Annotated in this window: 9 protein-coding genes; 5 read left to right on the top strand and 4 right to left on the bottom strand. The window is 72.9% G+C overall.

Features of this window, described 5'->3' with window-relative positions:
* Positions 1 to 7: 7 nt before the first annotated feature.
* Positions 8 to 2,545, top strand: a complete 2,538-nt coding sequence (gene pcrA, locus ACWGJ2_RS27230; RefSeq protein WP_453348880.1) for a DNA helicase PcrA — start codon at positions 8 to 10, stop codon at positions 2,543 to 2,545.
* Between the two features lie 109 nt (positions 2,546 to 2,654).
* Here pcrA and ACWGJ2_RS27225 read toward each other — a convergent pair whose 3' ends face one another.
* The gene (locus ACWGJ2_RS27225) at positions 2,655 to 4,529 is read right to left on the bottom strand and encodes a M23 family metallopeptidase (protein WP_453348879.1); all 1,875 of its coding nucleotides are present in this window, start codon (positions 4,527 to 4,529) and stop codon (positions 2,655 to 2,657) included.
* 197 nt (positions 4,530 to 4,726) lie between these two features.
* On the bottom strand, positions 4,727 to 5,599 hold the full coding sequence (locus ACWGJ2_RS27220) for an esterase/lipase family protein (RefSeq protein WP_453348932.1): 873 nt from the start codon (positions 5,597 to 5,599) through the stop codon (positions 4,727 to 4,729).
* A gap of 475 nt (positions 5,600 to 6,074) precedes the next feature.
* Here ACWGJ2_RS27220 and ACWGJ2_RS27215 point away from each other — a divergent pair, with 475 nt between their 5' ends.
* Entirely contained in the window at positions 6,075 to 6,485 is a 411-nt protein-coding gene (locus tag ACWGJ2_RS27215; protein WP_453348931.1) for a cobalamin B12-binding domain-containing protein, read from the top strand.
* 277 nt (positions 6,486 to 6,762) lie between these two features.
* Here the strand turns inward: ACWGJ2_RS27215 and ACWGJ2_RS27210 are convergent, their stop codons facing one another.
* On the bottom strand, positions 6,763 to 8,487 hold the full coding sequence (locus ACWGJ2_RS27210) for a DUF5691 domain-containing protein (RefSeq protein ID WP_453348878.1): 1,725 nt from the start codon (positions 8,485 to 8,487) through the stop codon (positions 6,763 to 6,765).
* A 120-nt stretch (positions 8,488 to 8,607) separates the two neighbouring features.
* A complete protein-coding gene (locus ACWGJ2_RS27205) occupies positions 8,608 to 10,035 on the bottom strand; it encodes an SWIM zinc finger family protein (protein WP_453348877.1) in 1,428 nt (475 codons plus the stop codon).
* A gap of 152 nt (positions 10,036 to 10,187) precedes the next feature.
* On the opposite strand from ACWGJ2_RS27205, the gene ACWGJ2_RS27200 reads away from it, so the two are divergent.
* The 3 genes from ACWGJ2_RS27200 (at position 10,188) to ACWGJ2_RS27190 (ending at position 15,348) form a co-directional block, all read left to right on the top strand.
* Positions 10,188 to 11,288, top strand: a complete 1,101-nt coding sequence (locus tag ACWGJ2_RS27200; RefSeq protein ID WP_453348876.1) for an ATP-binding protein — start codon at positions 10,188 to 10,190, stop codon at positions 11,286 to 11,288.
* Positions 11,289 to 11,404: 116 nt separating this feature from the next.
* Entirely contained in the window at positions 11,405 to 14,167 is a 2,763-nt protein-coding gene (locus ACWGJ2_RS27195; RefSeq protein ID WP_453348930.1) for a DUF5682 family protein, read from the top strand.
* Positions 14,164 to 15,348 (top strand): VWA domain-containing protein, encoded by a 1,185-nt coding sequence (locus ACWGJ2_RS27190; protein WP_453348875.1) that lies wholly within the window; start codon positions 14,164 to 14,166, stop codon positions 15,346 to 15,348. The genes ACWGJ2_RS27195 and ACWGJ2_RS27190 overlap by 4 nt, the downstream gene beginning before the upstream one ends.
* Positions 15,349 to 15,439 lie beyond the last annotated feature (91 nt).

Below are 15,439 nucleotides of genomic sequence, written 5' to 3'. Positions count from 1 at the left end.
GACGACGATGAGCAGCCTCTTCGACGACAGCTTCCTGGCGAACCTCGATCCCAAGACCGAGGACCCGCCTCCGCCTCCCCCCGAGGATCAGCACCCGGAGGAGGAGATCCCGGACGATCTCTTCGCGGGCACCTTCGCCGGGGGCGCGGCAGCCGCGCGTGACGCGTATCACCGCGGCGGCTCGCCCCGCACCGTGGTGGACACGGACGCGCTGCTGGAGGGCATGAACGAGCAGCAGCGCGCCGCCGTCGTGCACAGCGGCTCCCCGCTGCTCATCGTCGCCGGGGCGGGCTCGGGCAAGACCCGGGTGCTCACCCACCGCATCGCCCATCTGCTGGGCGCGCGCGGGGTCCACCCGGGCCAGATCCTCGCGATCACCTTCACCAACAAGGCCGCCGGCGAGATGAAGGAGCGCGTCGCGGAGCTGGTCGGGCCGCGTGCGCAGTCGATGTGGGTGTCCACCTTCCACAGCGCGTGCGTGCGCATCCTGCGCCGCGAGCACAAGAAACTGGGCTTCACCTCGTCGTTCTCGATCTATGACGCGGCGGACTCCAAGCGCCTCATGGCCCTGGTCTGCCGCGATCTGGACCTGGACCCGAAGCGGTTCCCGCCGAAGTCGTTCAGCGCCAAGGTCTCGAACCTGAAGAACGAACTGATCGACGAGGAGGACTTCGCGGCCCAGGCCACGGACGGTTTCGAGAAGACCCTCGCCGAGGCGTACGCGATGTACCAGGCACGGCTGCGCGAGGCCAACGCCCTGGACTTCGACGACATCATCATGACGACCGTCCACCTCCTCCAGGCGTTCCCTGACGTGGCGGAGCACTATCACCGCCGCTTCCGGCACGTGCTGGTGGACGAGTATCAGGACACCAACCACGCGCAGTACACGCTGGTGCGCGAGCTGGTGGGCACGGGCGCCAGCGGCAGCGCGGACACGGATACGGGTGTGGACGCGGGTGCGGGCGCGGGCGCCGTCGAGCGGGCCGAGCTGTGCGTCGTCGGCGACGCGGACCAGTCGATCTACGCGTTCCGGGGCGCCACCATCCGCAACATCCTCCAGTTCGAGGAGGACTACCCGGACGCCACCACCATCCTCCTGGAGCAGAACTACCGCTCCACGCAGACCATCCTCAGCGCCGCCAACGCCGTCATCGAGCGGAACGAGAACCGGCGCCCCAAGAATCTGTGGACCCAGGCCGGAGCGGGCGCCCGCATCACGGGCTACGTCGCGGACACCGAGCACGACGAAGCACAGTTCATCGCGGACGAGATCGACCGCCTCACGGACGCGGGCGACGCGCGCGCGGGCGATGTCGCGGTCTTCTACCGCACGAACGCGCAGTCCCGTGTCTTCGAAGAGGTCTTCATCCGCGTCGGCCTCCCGTACAAGGTCGTCGGCGGCGTCCGCTTCTACGAGCGCAGGGAGGTCCGCGATGTGCTGGCCTATCTGCGCGTCCTCGCCAACCCCGAGGACTCGGTCTCCATGCGCCGCATCCTCAACACCCCGAAGCGCGGCATCGGTGACCGCGCCGAGGCGATGATCGACGCGCTGGCGCTCCGCGAGAAGATCACCTTCCCGCAGGCCCTGGTCCGCGTCGACGAGGCGTACGGCATGGCGGCCCGCTCGGCGAACGCCGTGAAGCGGTTCAACACGCTGATGGAGGAGCTGCGCACCATCGTCGAGTCCGGCGCGGGCCCGGCCACGGTGCTGGAAGCGGTGCTGGAGCAGACGGGCTATCTGGCCGAGCTGCAAGCGTCCACGGACCCGCAGGACGAGACCCGCATCGAGAACCTCCAGGAACTCGCCGCCGTAGCGCTGGAGTTCGAGCAGGAGCGCGGCGAGGACGAGCCGGGCACGCTGGCCGATTTCCTGGAGCAGGTCGCGCTCGTCGCCGACTCGGACCAGATCCCGGACGACGAGGAGGGCGAGAACGGCGAGGCCACCGGCGTCATCACGCTGATGACGCTGCACACGGCGAAGGGCCTGGAGTTCCCCGTCGTCTTCCTGACGGGCATGGAGGACGGCGTCTTCCCGCACATGCGCGCCCTGGGCAACACCAAGGAGCTGGAGGAGGAGCGCCGTCTCGCCTACGTGGGCATCACGCGCGCCCGCGAACGGCTCTATCTGACGCGCTCCACCATGCGCAGCGCCTGGGGCCAGCCCTCGTACAACCCGCAGTCCCGCTTCCTGGAGGAGATCCCGGACTCCTTCCTGGACTGGAAGCGCACGGGCGCCTCCATGGGCGCGGCGATGGGCCCAGGGTCGGGCGCGGGCGCCGCGATCGGCTCGGGCATCGGCGCCTCGCTCTCGTCGTCCACGGCGGCCCGGCGCGGCGGCCCGAGCGGCTTCGCGACGCGCCGCGCCAAGGACCGCCCCACGGTCTCGCTGGCGGTGGGGGACAGGGTCACGCACGACAGCTTCGGCCTGGGCACGGTGGTCGAGGTCAAGGGCAGCGGCGACAGCGCCGAGGCCACCGTCGACTTCGGCGGTGAGAAGCCCAAGCGGCTGCTGCTGCGGTACGCGCCGGTCGAGAAGCTGTAGCGGCGACGGCGAGGGTGTTGTCGGCGACGGACGACGGCGCCCTCGCGGCCGGCCGTACGGCGTTCTCCGTGACGGCAGCCGCTAGGGAACGGTCTACGCGCCGTGAGGTCTACGTGGGGTCGAGGCCCTTGGCGCGGAGCCAGGGCAGCGGGTCCACGGCGGAGCCGCCGCCGGGGCGTACCTCGAAGTGGAGGTGCGGCCCGGTGGAGTTGCCGGAGTTGCCGGAGTAGGCGATCGTTTCACCGGCCTTGACCTCGCCGGACCGGATCTTGGTGCTGCTGAGGTGGCAGTACCAGGTCTCCGTGCCGTCCTTCGCCGTGACGACGGCCATGTTGCCGTAGGACATGTCCCACTTGGTGCTGACGGTGCCGTCGGTGGCGGCCTTGACGGGGGTGCCGTAGCTGACGGGGAAGTCGATGCCGGTGTGGATCGACATCCAGTTGACGCCCGCCGAGCCGTAGCGCGCGCTGAGCCCGTGCTGCTCGACGGGGAGCGCGAACTTGGGGCGTGCCGCCTCCTTGCGCGCGGCCTCCTCGGCCTTGCGCTTGCGCTCCTCCTCCTGACGCTTCTTGAGGTCGATGCGCTCCTGGGTGCGGTTGGCGCGGTCGGCGAAGTCGTCGGCGTCGGCGGAGAGTCCGGCGAGCTGGGTGTCGAGCTTGTCGTTGGCGGCCGACGGCTTGACGGGGGAGGCGTCCGAGGCCGACTGCGCCGTCGTGTCCTCGCTGTCGCCCGTGCTCCCCATCACGGAGGCGGCGGCGACACCGGCGACGCCCATCACGGCGACCGAGGGAACCGCGACCGTCAGCAGCGCGGAGCGCCGGGGCTTGACGGAGCGGCGGCGACCGCGGGAGTGGGGGAGGGCGGCGGAGGCGAGCGGGGTGACGTCGCCGTGGCCTGCCGGGGTGGGCGCGTCGTCGTCGGCGCCCGCGGGTTCGTGCTCGTGCTCGTGTTCGTGGCCGTACGCGTCGAAGGCGCCGACGGTCGGCATCGCCGCGGTGGAGTCCATCGCGGCGCCGGGATCCGGCTCGGGCTCGGGTGCGCCGGGCACGGACTGCGAGGCCGCCTGGCTGTGACCGTGACCATGACCGTGGTTGTGGCTGGTGTCGCCGGTGCCGTCGTCGTAGCTGTAGCCGTAGCCGTGCGGATCGTGCGGATGCTCGTAGGACTCATGGGTCTCGTACGCGGCATAAGCGCCGTACGCCTCATGCGTCCCGGTGCCGAAGGAGGTGGTCTCGTAGGACCCGGTGTCGAATGTGCCCGCGTCGAACGCGCCGGTCGTGTCGAAAGCGCCGGATTCGAATGTTCCGGTGTCGTACGCCCCGGGCGTGTCGTGCTGCGGCGTCTCGTACTGCTCGTACTGCGGGTACTGCTCGTAGGACGCGTACTGCTCGGGCTGCGCGTACGGCTCGGCGGCGTAGGCGCTGGTGTCCCACTGGCCCGTCGCGTCGTAGTCCTGCCCGCCGTAGGCGGCGGTGGCGGGCTGGCCGGCGCCGGTGTCCCACTGGGAGGCGTCCCACTGGCCGGTGTCGTAGGCGCCGGTGCCGAACGCCGTGGCGTCGAAGGTGCCCGTGTCCCAATGCGAGGCGGCATAGCCGTAGTTGGCCTGCTCGCCGCTCTGCTGGGCCGGAATGCCGGGCGTGCCCTGGTATCCGGCCTGGGTCCAGGCGGTGGTGTCGTAGTGCCCGGTGTCATAGCCGGTCTCGTACGCACCCGCTCCATACGCCCCCGCGCTCCCGTCGCCGTTGTTTTCGGCGGCGCCCGGGAGGGAACCAAAGAGGGGATCGCCGTCGCCGTAGGAGGCGGCGAGGGCGTCGAAAGTGCCGGTCGAGTAACCGTCGTAAACGGCCGTGTGGCCGTGCGGTGCCTCCTGCTGGCCGTACGTGCCGTACGCCGCCTGCTCGTAGTTCGCGTCGTATGCCGCGTACGAGAAGTCGGAAGCGGTATCGGTCGGGCCGGGGTCTCCCGACGGGTGACGGTCGTTCACCACCAACTTCTCTTTCGCCTCGACAGCAGGGGCGGAGCAGTGCGGCGACTGTACCCGGCGGTACGCGACGGCGACAATCTTCGGCAGGTTTCACGGCTCCATGAAACGGGCATTCGACCGCCTTTCGGCGGACTACGGGCCGGGATTTGGCCCGGTGTTCGATGCGCGTTCGAGGATCGTTCGGCTTCCGGAGGCGGTCAGGCGACTCCCGCGGGGGACGCGGAGGGCGCCTCGGGAGATGCCGCGGACAGTGCTCCGGCGTGCGCCTCGCCTGCCAACTCCGCGCGAATGCGGGCGGAAACGGCGCAGTCCACCGGCAGCGACAGATGTCCGACACCGCGCACATGGACGTTGCGTACCCGCAGGTCGGGATGGTCCAGCCGGGCCGTCGAGCGCGGGATCATCAGCTCGTCGAGATCGCTCCAGAAGCTGACGAAGGACGTGCGGCAGCCGTCCGGTTCGGGCCCGGCGAGATCGCGGAGCAGCGACGAGCCGGGGCGCATCTGCCGTATGAGGGGGTGCGGGGAGAACGGGGGCGCGGCGCGGGTGCCGCTGTGCGGCGTGCCGAGCGTGATCAGGGTGCGTATCCGCGCGTCCCCGCCGAGGCGCTGCACGTAATAGCGGGCGGTCAGCCCGCCGAGGCTGTGCCCGATGAGATCGATCCGGCGGTGGCCCGTCCGCGCGCAGATTTCTTCCACCTGCTCGGCGAGCCGTTCGGCGGCGACGCGGATGTCCCAGGTCAGGAGGGAGTGATTGAGCGCGTAGAGGTGGCACCAGCCGTGCTTGGCGAGGGCGCGGCGCAGCAGGAGAAAGATGGAGCGGTTGTCGACGAAGCCGTGGAGGAGCAGTACGGGCGGGTGCGTGCGGCCCTCGGTGGGGAGCAGGGAGCAGGCGGTGCCGGTGCCGGTGCCCGGGCTTGATGACGCGCCGCCGCCTGCCTCGTCCGCACTGTTCGTCCCATCCGCCTCGTCCGGTGAAGTGGGCAGTGCGGTGAGGAGCGGCGGCGGGCGTTCGTCGCGCACGCCCGTCGGATACAGCAGCACATGTCCCGCCAGCACGAGGGCCTCCATGGCGGCGGCTCGCAGAAAGGGCAGGCCGGGGAGTGCTGTCAGCGCGGAAAACGCGGTTGGTGCGCGCACGGTCGTCCACCTCCCGAAAGGCACACGAGAGGATGGCGCGGCGCGTGGTGCTGCCCGATCGTGGCGCGAGCGGGCGGTCCGGTCCGCATCACCGTGCCGTGCGGCTGACGGCGCGGTGATGCGGCGACCTTGCTGCGGCTCCTGCGGCTCTCCCCTGACGCGCCGGGCCCGAGTGACGAGTACGGATACGGCGCGTGGCGTACGTGTTGTCCCACGTGTGATTTCCCCCTCCCTTCAGAGCGCGAAACGGCCGGTTGCGGGATGCTGGCGATAACGTTCGTTCACTCCGGCGGCCATGGAGCGCTCCGTAAGTCCGTCCCCCGGGCGGTCCCGCGAGGTCGCGGGCGACAAGCGGATGGCGCGGGGCGCCGTTGCCGTCGTAGAGCCGTTGCAGATGGAGGCAGTGATGGGTGTGTCGGGTCAGATCCGCGTGGTGGTGGCCAAACCGGGTCTCGACGGCCATGACCGCGGGGCGAAGGTGATCGCGCGGGCGCTGCGTGACGCGGGCATGGAGGTCATCTACACCGGGCTCCACCAGACCCCGGAGCAGATCGTGGACACGGCGATCCAGGAGGACGCCGACGCGATCGGCCTCTCGATCCTCTCGGGCGCGCACAACACGCTCTTCGCGAAGGTCCTGGAACTGCTGCGCGCACGCGAGGCGGACGACATCAAGGTCTTCGGCGGCGGGATCATCCCGGAGGACGACATCACGCCGCTCAAGGACCAGGGCGTCGCGGAGATCTTCACCCCCGGCGCGACGACGACCGAGGTCGTCGCATGGGTCCGCGCGAACGTCACCCGCCTCGCGGCGTAGCCGCACGTCCACGCGGTGCGGCCGCGACGGCGGGGCCCCGCGCCTCGCCGGGTGCGCCGCCTCGCTGTGCGACGGGGCCCCTTCTGCCGGGGCCCCTTCTGATGGGGCGGTGCGAGGGCTCCCGCACCGCGAGGGTGCCGCTCGCGGGCGCGGGGCGCCGGGGCCGCCGCAGCGGTCCTGCTCCCGCTCCTGCCCCGAGTCCGGGCCCGGCCCCGCACAGTCCGCCCCGCCGTCCCGCGGACCGGGGCGGCGAAAGGGGAGGCGGGGCCGCATGGCGTCACCCGTCCAGTTCGGCGCGCATCAGGGCGCGCAGCCGCAGGGTGCCGACGAGTCGCTGGAACGTCTCCGCCCAGTACGCGCCGGCCCCCGGCGAACCGTCCTCCGGCTCGTCGGGCACGGCGGCGAGCGGGGCGAGGCGGTCCGCGTCGGACGGATCGAGGCACCGCTCGGCCAGCCCCATCACCCCGCTGAAGCTCCACGGATAGCTGCCCGCGTCACGGGCGATCTCCAGCGCGTCGACCACGGCACGGCCCAGCGGGTCGGACCACGGCACCGCGCACACCCCGAGGATGCGGAACGCCTCCGACAGCCCGTGCGCCTCGATGAAGCGGGCCGCCCACCGCGCGCGCTCCTCCTTCGGCAGCACCGTCAGCAGCTTGGCCGGATCGCCGGGCCCCTCGACCAGTGAGGTGCTGGGCGGGCCGATCAGGGCGCGGGCCCACGGCGCCGAGCGCTGCCGGACCGCGGCGCGGCACCAGGCGGCGTGCAGGTCCTGCCGCCAGTCGTCGGCGACGGGCAGCGCCGCTATCTCCTCGGGCGTGCGCCCGCCGAACTGTGCGCTCCACACCTCCAGCGGCGTCGCCTCCACCAACTGCCCCAGCCACCAGGCCCGCTCGCCCCGCCCGGCGGGCGGCTTCTGCACGACGCCGTCACGGCGCATCGCCGCGTCGTACTCGTGCGGCGCCTCCACAGCGATGCGGGGCTCGGGCTCGAGGGGATCCAGGACGACGCAGCTACGGGCGCGGTCCGCCATGCGCGCGGAGAGCGCGGAACCGGGGAGCCCCGACAGCAGTTCGGCCGCCGTTGACCGCACCGTGTGGCTGCGGTCGCTCAGGGCGCGCTCCAGGAACGGCTCATCGTCGGGATGGAGCCCCTCGCGCAGCGAATCGAGGAACATCAGCCGGTCCTCGGCCCGTTCCGTCGACCAGGTGGAGGTCAGCAGGGCGAGCCCGGCCGCCGGATCGCGCCGCCGCAGCGCGGTCAGTGCGCTGACGCGCTCGGCGAACAGGCCCTCCCCCCAGAGCCGCTGGATGTCCTCCGCGACCTCCCGCGCTTCGGCGTCGGACTCCGCCTCGGACCGCGCCCGTGCCGCCGCGTCCGCCGCTTCCGGGACCCCCACATCCGGGACCCCCGCCTCCGGAACCCTCGTGGTGCCGCTGGCGATGCCTCCGCCCGTCTGCGTGGCCGTGCGCGAACCGCCCGGTGCCGTCGACGCGTGGCCCACGGTGTTGCGCAGCGCGAACCTCCAGTCCCGGTTCAGGCGCGCGAGCCACAGCCCACGGGGGCCCGCGAAGGCCAGGGCCTCGCGCCGCAGATCCGTACGCGCCCGCGCCGTGTCGAGAAGCGCGGGCAGCAGTTCGGCCGGGGCGCGATAGCCACGCTCGTTCGCCGCCGACAGCCACTGCGGCAGCAGTTCGGCGAGATCCGGAGCGGTGCTGCGCCGCGCCCCCGCGGAGCCCGGATTGCCGGAGCGCCCCGCCAGCAGCATCGCCAGCCGCCGCCGCGCCGCCTCCGGCAGCGGCCGCCGCACGTCCTCGGGCGCGGGCCCGGTGCGGGGCGCGGAGGGGGCAGGGAGCAGCGCGGCCCGGCGGCGCACGGTCTCGGCCGCCGCCGCGTCCAGCAGGGCGTGCACGCTTCCGCCCGGAGGCGTGCGCCGCTCGGCCCCGAGCAGCGCGGCGCTGACCAGCTCGCTCCACTGCGCCGCTGGTGCGGTGGTTTCCATGGTGACGGTTCCCCTCCTCGTATGACGTACGGACTCAGGCCCGCGCCGTTTCACGCACGGTGACCTCACCTACCGGCGCCCTCCCGCACCGGCCGCCCCGCGCACGCTGGGACGCTTCCGTCACAGCGGGACCATGTCCGTGCCGTTCCACGTCGCGTACGGGGCGAAGCCGCGGTGGCCGCACTCCCCGAAGACGGTGAGCGGGCCGCCCCCCGATATGGCCATGAGTTTCCACAGGGCTGTGGAATCCGTGCCGGACGTGACGGGCAGGGCGGCGTCCTGCTCCGCGTCGGCCACCTGCCAGTCAGAACCGGAGTCCTGCTCGGCGGGCGGCACCGGCACCACGTCCCGCAGCACCGTGGGCCAGCCGTCCAGCCAGGGGTCCTCGCACAGCGCCGCGCCGTACGCCGCGAGCGCGTCCTCCACCGTGCCGCCCGGCGGGACCCAGCCCGCCTCCGGGACCCCGTGCCGCTCCCCGAGCGCGGCACGGAGCGGGCTCGCTCCCGGATAGAAGGCGAGATCGGCCTCGACCGAAGCGCCCACGGGCAGGGCGAGTTCCGGAGCCCGGCCACCCGCGCCGAAGGACAGCAGCAGCGCGTGCCGCCCCGACTCCCGTCCCCACAGCCATATGCGCCGGACCGTGAGCCGCCCCTCCTCGACGTCGCGCTGGGCCAGCACGAGCCAGTGATCGCGGATGCGCGACGCCTCGTCGGCCAGCAGCTCGGCCGTGTCCACTGTGAGCCCGACGCGTGCGCGCACCGTGGCGGCGAGCGGCTCGGGCAGCACCTCCAGGCCCAGGAAGCCCTGGTCCAGCAGGTGCAGCAGCGCGCACTCGGACAGCAGCCGCTCCGGCCAGCCGCGCCCGGAGGAGGGGACGGCGCCCAACTCCCGTATGCGCGAGGCGAGGCCGGGCGCCTGCGCGTCCACCATGCGCGCCGCCATCTCGTCCCACGCCGCATAGCCCGCCTGATCGGCGCCCGCGAGGCCGCCGCGCAGCAGATCGGCCAGGCGCTGCTCCAGTTCCGTCGCGCCCGCGGCGATGCGCTGTGCACGCTGCTCCGCACGCTTGCGCGCCCCCTCGGAACCGGTTCCCGGCCTGGCCGACCTGCCGCTCCCCTCCCTGTCCCCGCCGGTGCCGCCCCCGATGGCCCCGGCGTCCCCCGAACTCCGCTGTACGGCGCGCTCCCGCCGCCCGCTCAGCCACTCGCCCGCCCACTCGGGCGGATCGGGCGACTCCGCGACCATCCCCCCGCCGCCCGGCCGCTCGCCCGCCCACAGCAGCAGCAGACCGAGCGCGTGCTTGCACGGGAACTTACGGCTGGGGCAACTGCACTTGTAGCCGGGACCGCCGCCCCCGTTCAGATCCACGACGGTCCGATACGGCTTGCTGCCGCTGCCCTTGCACAGTCCCCACACCGCGCCCGCGCCCGCCCCGGCCTCCGACCACGGGCCGGGCGCCGAGAGCTTGTCGCCCGCGCGGCGCGACGCCTCGTCCGGCGCCAGCGCGGCCACCTGTTCCGCCGTCCAGCGGACCCCCTGTCCAGTCATGTCTCCGACCGTACGAGCCGCCACTGACAATCCACTGAACGACGGCTGTCATCGCAGGTCAGAGCCATGGTGGGGACGACGCGAGGTCGATTGTCAGTGGCGGGGTGCATCGTGTTGAGCACATCGAATCCGCCGTGCGTGAAGGGGGAGTTGTGACCGATACCCATGCCGTGACACAGAAGCTGAGGCCGCATGCGGAAGATGCCTTCGCGGGGGAGCTGAAGGCCCTCGCGGCCGCGGACGACAGGCCGCGTCCGGAGCGGTGGCGCCTGTCGCCGTGGGCCGTCGCCACGTATCTGCTGGGCGGGGAGCTGCCGGACGGAACGGTGATCACGCCGAAGTACGTCGGTCCGCGCCGCATCGTCGAGGTCGCCGTGACCACGCTCGCGACGGACCGCGCGCTGCTGCTGCTCGGCGTCCCCGGCACCGCCAAGACGTGGGTGTCCGAGCACCTGGCGGCAGCGGTCAGCGGTGATTCGACGCTGCTGGTGCAGGGCACAGCGGGCACCGCCGAGGAGGCGATGCGCTACGGCTGGAACTACGCCCAGCTCCTCGCCCACGGCCCCAGCAGGGACGCGCTCGTGCCGAGCCCGGTCATGCGGGCGATGTCGGAGGGGATGACGGCGCGCGTGGAGGAGCTGACGCGCGTCCCGGCCGATGTCCAGGACACGCTGATCACCGTCCTGTCGGAGAAGACCCTGCCCATACCGGAGCTGGGCGAAGAGGTGCAGGCGGTGCGGGGCTTCAACCTCATCGCCACGGCGAACGACCGCGACCGCGGCGTCAACGAGCTGTCCAGCGCCCTGCGCCGCCGGTTCAACACGGTGGTGCTGCCTCTGCCCGAGACGGCGGAGGCCGAGGTCGAGATCGTGGCGCGCCGCGTGGACCAGCTCGGCCGCTCCCTCGATCTGCCCTCCGTTCCGGACGGGATAGAGGAGATCCGCCGGGTCGTGACGGTCTTCAGGGAGCTGCGCTCAGGGATGACGTCGGACGGGCGCACGAAGCTCAAGTCGCCCTCGGGGACGCTGTCGACGGCCGAGGCCATCTCGGTGATCACGGGCGGTCTCGCGCTCGCGGCGCACTTCGGGGACGGCGTGCTGCGGGCCGGTGACGTGGCGGCCGGTATCCAGGGCGCCGTGGTGCGCGATCCGTCGGCCGATCAGACGGTCTGGCAGGAGTACCTGGAGGCGGTCGTGCGCGAGCGCGACGGATGGAAGGACTTCTATCGCGCCTGCCGAGAGGTCTCTGCGTGACGGATGCCGACGGCGTGAACGGACCGGAGCGGGTGGACGGGACAACGCAGTTGGAGGGGGACAAGCACGTGAAGGACAAGGCGCAGGGGGAAGCGCCGACGGGGGTCGGGGGGCCGATGCTGCTCGGGGTGCGGCATCACGGTCCGGGCTCCGCGCGGGCGGTCCGCGCGGCACTTGAGGAGCACAGGCCGGACGTGGTCCTCATCGAGGGCCCGCCGGAGGCGGACGGCATCGTCGCACTCGCCGGGGACGAGGCGATGCGGCCACCGGTCGCACTGCTCGCGCATGTGCTGGACGAGCCGGGCAAGGCGGCGTTCTGGCCGCTGGCGGCCTTCTCGCCGGAGTGGGTGGCGATCCGCTGGGCGCTGGCGCACGGGGTGCCGGTTCGGTTCATCGATCTGCCCGCCGCGCACTCCCTCGCGATGCAGCCGGACGAGGACGGGGACGGGGACGAGGACGGGAACGGGAACGGAGAAACGGACGGCGACGGGCCCGAGAGGACGGGCGGCAAGGACGCCGACGACAAGGACACGGACACCGGCAACGACGGGGCAACGGACAGTCCCGCGCGGGCGCTGCGGATCGATCCGCTCGCCGTCCTCGCGGAGACGGCGGGGTACGACGATCCGGAACGCTGGTGGGAGGACGTCGTCGAGCACCGCGGCACCTGGGGGCAGGCGCCCGGAAGCACCGCGGGACCGTACGCGCCCTTCCTCGCACTCGGCGAGGCCATGGCGGCGCTGCGCGAGACCCACGGAGACGGCGGACACCGGCGCGATCTCGTCCGCGAGGCCCATATGCGGCTGCGGCTGCGCGAGGCGGTAAAGGAGTTCGGGGAGGAGTCCGTCGCCGTCGTCTGCGGTGCCTGGCACGTGCCCGCGCTCGCGCACAAGACCTCCGTCACGGCGGACCGCCAGTTGCTGAAGGGCCTGCCCAAGGCGAAGACCGAGGTCACCTGGGTGCCCTGGACGCACAGGAGGCTGGGCCGGCAGAGCGGTTACGGCGCGGGGATCGCCTCGCCCGGCTGGTACGGGCACCTGTTCTCCGCTCCGGACCGCCCCGTGGAGCGCTGGATGACGAAGGTCGCCGGCCTGCTGCGGGACGAGGACCACGGCGTCTCCTCGGCGCACGTCATCGAGGCGGTGCGCCTCGCCGACACGCTCGCGGCCATGCGCGGACGCCCGCTGGCGGGACTGACGGAGACGACGGACGCGGTCCGCGCCGTCATGTGCGAGGGCTCGGACGTGCCGCTGGCGCTCGTCCAGGACCGCCTCGTGGTCGGGGACGTGCTGGGCGAGGTGCCGGAGGGCGCGCCCGCCGTGCCCCTCCAGCGCGATCTGGCCGCGCGGCAGCGCACGCTGCGGCTCAAGCCCGAGGCGCAGGACCGCGAACTGGAGCTGGATCTGCGCAAGGACACGGACGCCGCGCGCAGTTGCCTGCTGCACAGGCTGCGGCTGCTCGGCATCGGCTGGGGCGAACCGTCCGCCTCCCGCACCGCCGGCACCGGCACTTTTCGCGAGAGCTGGCGGCTGCGCTGGGAGCCGGAGCTGTCGGTGCGCGTCGCCGAGGCGGGGGTGTGGGGGACGACGGTGCTGGGCGCTGCCACGGCGAAGGCCGAGTCCGACGCCGTCGAGTCGGCCTCGCTCGCGGACGTCACCGCGCTCGCCGAGCGCTGTCTGCTCGCCGGGCTGACGGACGCGCTGCCCACGGTCATGCGGGTCCTCGCCGATCGCGCCGCGCTGGACGCGGATGTCGGCCACCTCGCGCAGGCGCTGCCCGCGCTGGTGCGCTCGGTGCGGTACGGCGATGTGCGGGGCACGGATTCCGCCGCGCTGACGGAGGTCGCGCTGGGTCTCGCCGAGCGCGTCAGGGTCGGCCTTCCGCCCGCCTGCGCCGGGCTCGACGCGGACGGCGCTGCCGAGATGCGCGGCCATCTGGACGCCGCCCACCAGGCCGTTTCCCTGCTCGGCCAGGAGGCACGGCGGAACGGCTCGGGCGGCGGCAGTGGCGGCAGCGGCGGCAGTTGGGAGGGCTCGGGCACCCAGGACGACTGGCCGGAGCCGGACGCGTCGGCCGGGGGCGGCACCGCGGGCGGGGGCGACGGCACGGGGAGCGGCGGCGGTTCGGGCGGCGGCGATGCTTCCGGTAGCGCGGGCGGTCCGGGCGGTCCGGGCGGTCCGGGCGAACGGGGCGAGGCGGACGGGCTCGGCGTCCGCTGGCGCGGCACCCTGCGCACCCTCGCGGCGCGTGACCGGATACCCGGGCTGATCCGGGGCCGGTGCGCCCGGCTCCTGCTGGACGACGGCCAGTTGGCCGAGGGAGAGGCGGCCAGGCTGATGGGCCTGGCGCTCTCACCGGGCACGGAGCCGGTCCAGGCGGCGGCCTGGATCGAGGGCTTCCTCGCGGGCGGCGGCATGCTGCTGGTCCACGACGCGCGGCTGCTCGCGCTCGTCGACGGCTGGCTGGCGAGCGTGTCGGAGGACGCCTTCACGGATGTGCTGCCGCTGCTGCGGCGCACCTTCGCGGAGTACGAGCCGGGAGTGCGCCGCACGCTCGGCGAGCTGGTGCGGCGCGGTACGGGGAAGGGGGACGGCGCGCGCGTGCCGTCCCCCTCCGGGGGCGTCCCCTCGGCCGATCTCGCGGGCTTCGGGCCCGGCCTCGACCGTCGGCGCGCCGACGCCGTACTGCCCACGGTCCGGCTGCTGCTCGGCGCGCCCCACGGCGCCGCCTCGAAGAAGGAGGCGCTGGCGGGCGCGGTCGCCGGCGAGGCCACGTCGGGACGAGCGGGGACGGCCGGGCGGCCGGGCGAAGGGCCTGGCGCGGGGTCAGGAGACGAAGTGCGGTCCGGGATGACGCGGAGGACGGTGGTGACGCGATGAGCGCGGGTACGGAAGAGCGGCTGCGCCGTTGGCGCCTGGTGCTCGGAGACGGGGGGAACTCCGACGGGACCGGGTGCTCCCTCGGCGGCACGGACGCGGCGATGGACCGCACGCTGGAGGCGCTGTACGGCTCGCGCGGCGGCCGTAACGGCGGCAAGGGCACGAGTCCGGGCGGCCAGGGGAGGGGAGGCGAACGTTCCGCTGGGCTCGGCGGCTCGGCGCCCCAGGTCGCCCGCTGGCTGGGCGACATCCGCACCTATTTCCCCAGCTCCGTCGTCCAGATCATGCAGCGCGACGCCATCGAACGGCTCGGCCTGTCCGCGCTGTTGCTGGAGCCGGAGATGCTGGAGGCGGTCGAGGCCGACGTCCATCTCGTCGGCACGCTGCTCTCGCTGAACAAGGCAATGCCGGAGACCAGCAAGGAGACCGCACGCGCGGTCGTGCGCAAGGTCGTCCAGGAGCTGGAGAAGAAGCTCGCCAGCAGGACCCGGGCCACGCTCACCGGCGCGCTGGACCGCTCGGCGAAGGTGAACAGGCCGCGCCACCGCGACATCGACTGGGACCGCACGATCCGGGCGAACCTCAAGAACTATCTGCCCGAGTACGGGACGGTCGTCCCCGAGCGGCTGATCGGTTATGGGCGGGCCTCGCAGTCGGTGAAGAAGGACGTCGTGCTCTGCATCGACCAGTCGGGTTCGATGGCGGCCTCCGTCGTCTACGCGTCGGTGTTCGGCGCCGTGCTCGCCTCCATGCGGTCGATCGACACCCGGCTCGTCGTCTTCGACACCAACGTCGTGGATCTCACCGACGATCTCGACGACCCGGTGGACGTCCTGTTCGGCACCCAGCTCGGCGGCGGCACGGACATCAACAGGGCGCTCGCCTACTGCCAGTCGAAGATCAGCCGCCCGGCCGAGACCGTCGTCGTGCTCATCAGCGATCTCTACGAAGGGGGCATACGCGACGAGATGCTGAAGCGGGTCGCCGCGATGAAGGCGGCGGGGGTGCAGTTCGTGACGCTGCTCGCGCTCTCCGACGAGGGAGCGCCCGCGTACGACAGGGAGCACGCGAGTGCCCTCGCCGCACTCGGGGCACCCGCTTTCGCCTGCACGCCCGACCACTTCCCTGAGGTGATGGCGGCGGCGATCGAGAAGCGGCCACTGCCCGTGCCCGAGGCGTAAGGGGACGTCGCGGATGCAGGGGACGGGACGAGGTGGGGCGGGACGAGACGGGGCATAGGGGGCGTCGGGTCACCGGTCGGCACGGCCACAC

This window comes from Streptomyces sp. NPDC054796, from assembly GCF_053611545.1.
This window is presented reverse-complemented; position numbering and strand designations above follow the sequence as displayed.

Bases quoted from the DNA above. Each gene is read 5' to 3' on its own strand.
- ACWGJ2_RS27195 (WP_453348930.1), top strand. From the start codon at position 11,405: ATGCTGCTCGGGGTGCGGCATCACGGTCCGGGCTCCGCGCGGGCGGTC.
- ACWGJ2_RS27210 (WP_453348878.1), bottom strand. From the start codon at position 8,487: ATGGAAACCACCGCACCAGCGGCGCAGTGGAGCGAGCTGGTCAGCGCC.
- pcrA (WP_453348880.1), top strand. From the start codon at position 8: ATGAGCAGCCTCTTCGACGACAGCTTCCTGGCGAACCTCGATCCCAAG.
- ACWGJ2_RS27205 (WP_453348877.1), bottom strand. From the start codon at position 10,035: ATGACTGGACAGGGGGTCCGCTGGACGGCGGAACAGGTGGCCGCGCTG.
- ACWGJ2_RS27215 (WP_453348931.1), top strand. From the start codon at position 6,075: ATGGGTGTGTCGGGTCAGATCCGCGTGGTGGTGGCCAAACCGGGTCTC.
- ACWGJ2_RS27190 (WP_453348875.1), top strand. From the start codon at position 14,164: ATGAGCGCGGGTACGGAAGAGCGGCTGCGCCGTTGGCGCCTGGTGCTC.
- ACWGJ2_RS27220 (WP_453348932.1), bottom strand. From the start codon at position 5,599: ATGGAGGCCCTCGTGCTGGCGGGACATGTGCTGCTGTATCCGACGGGC.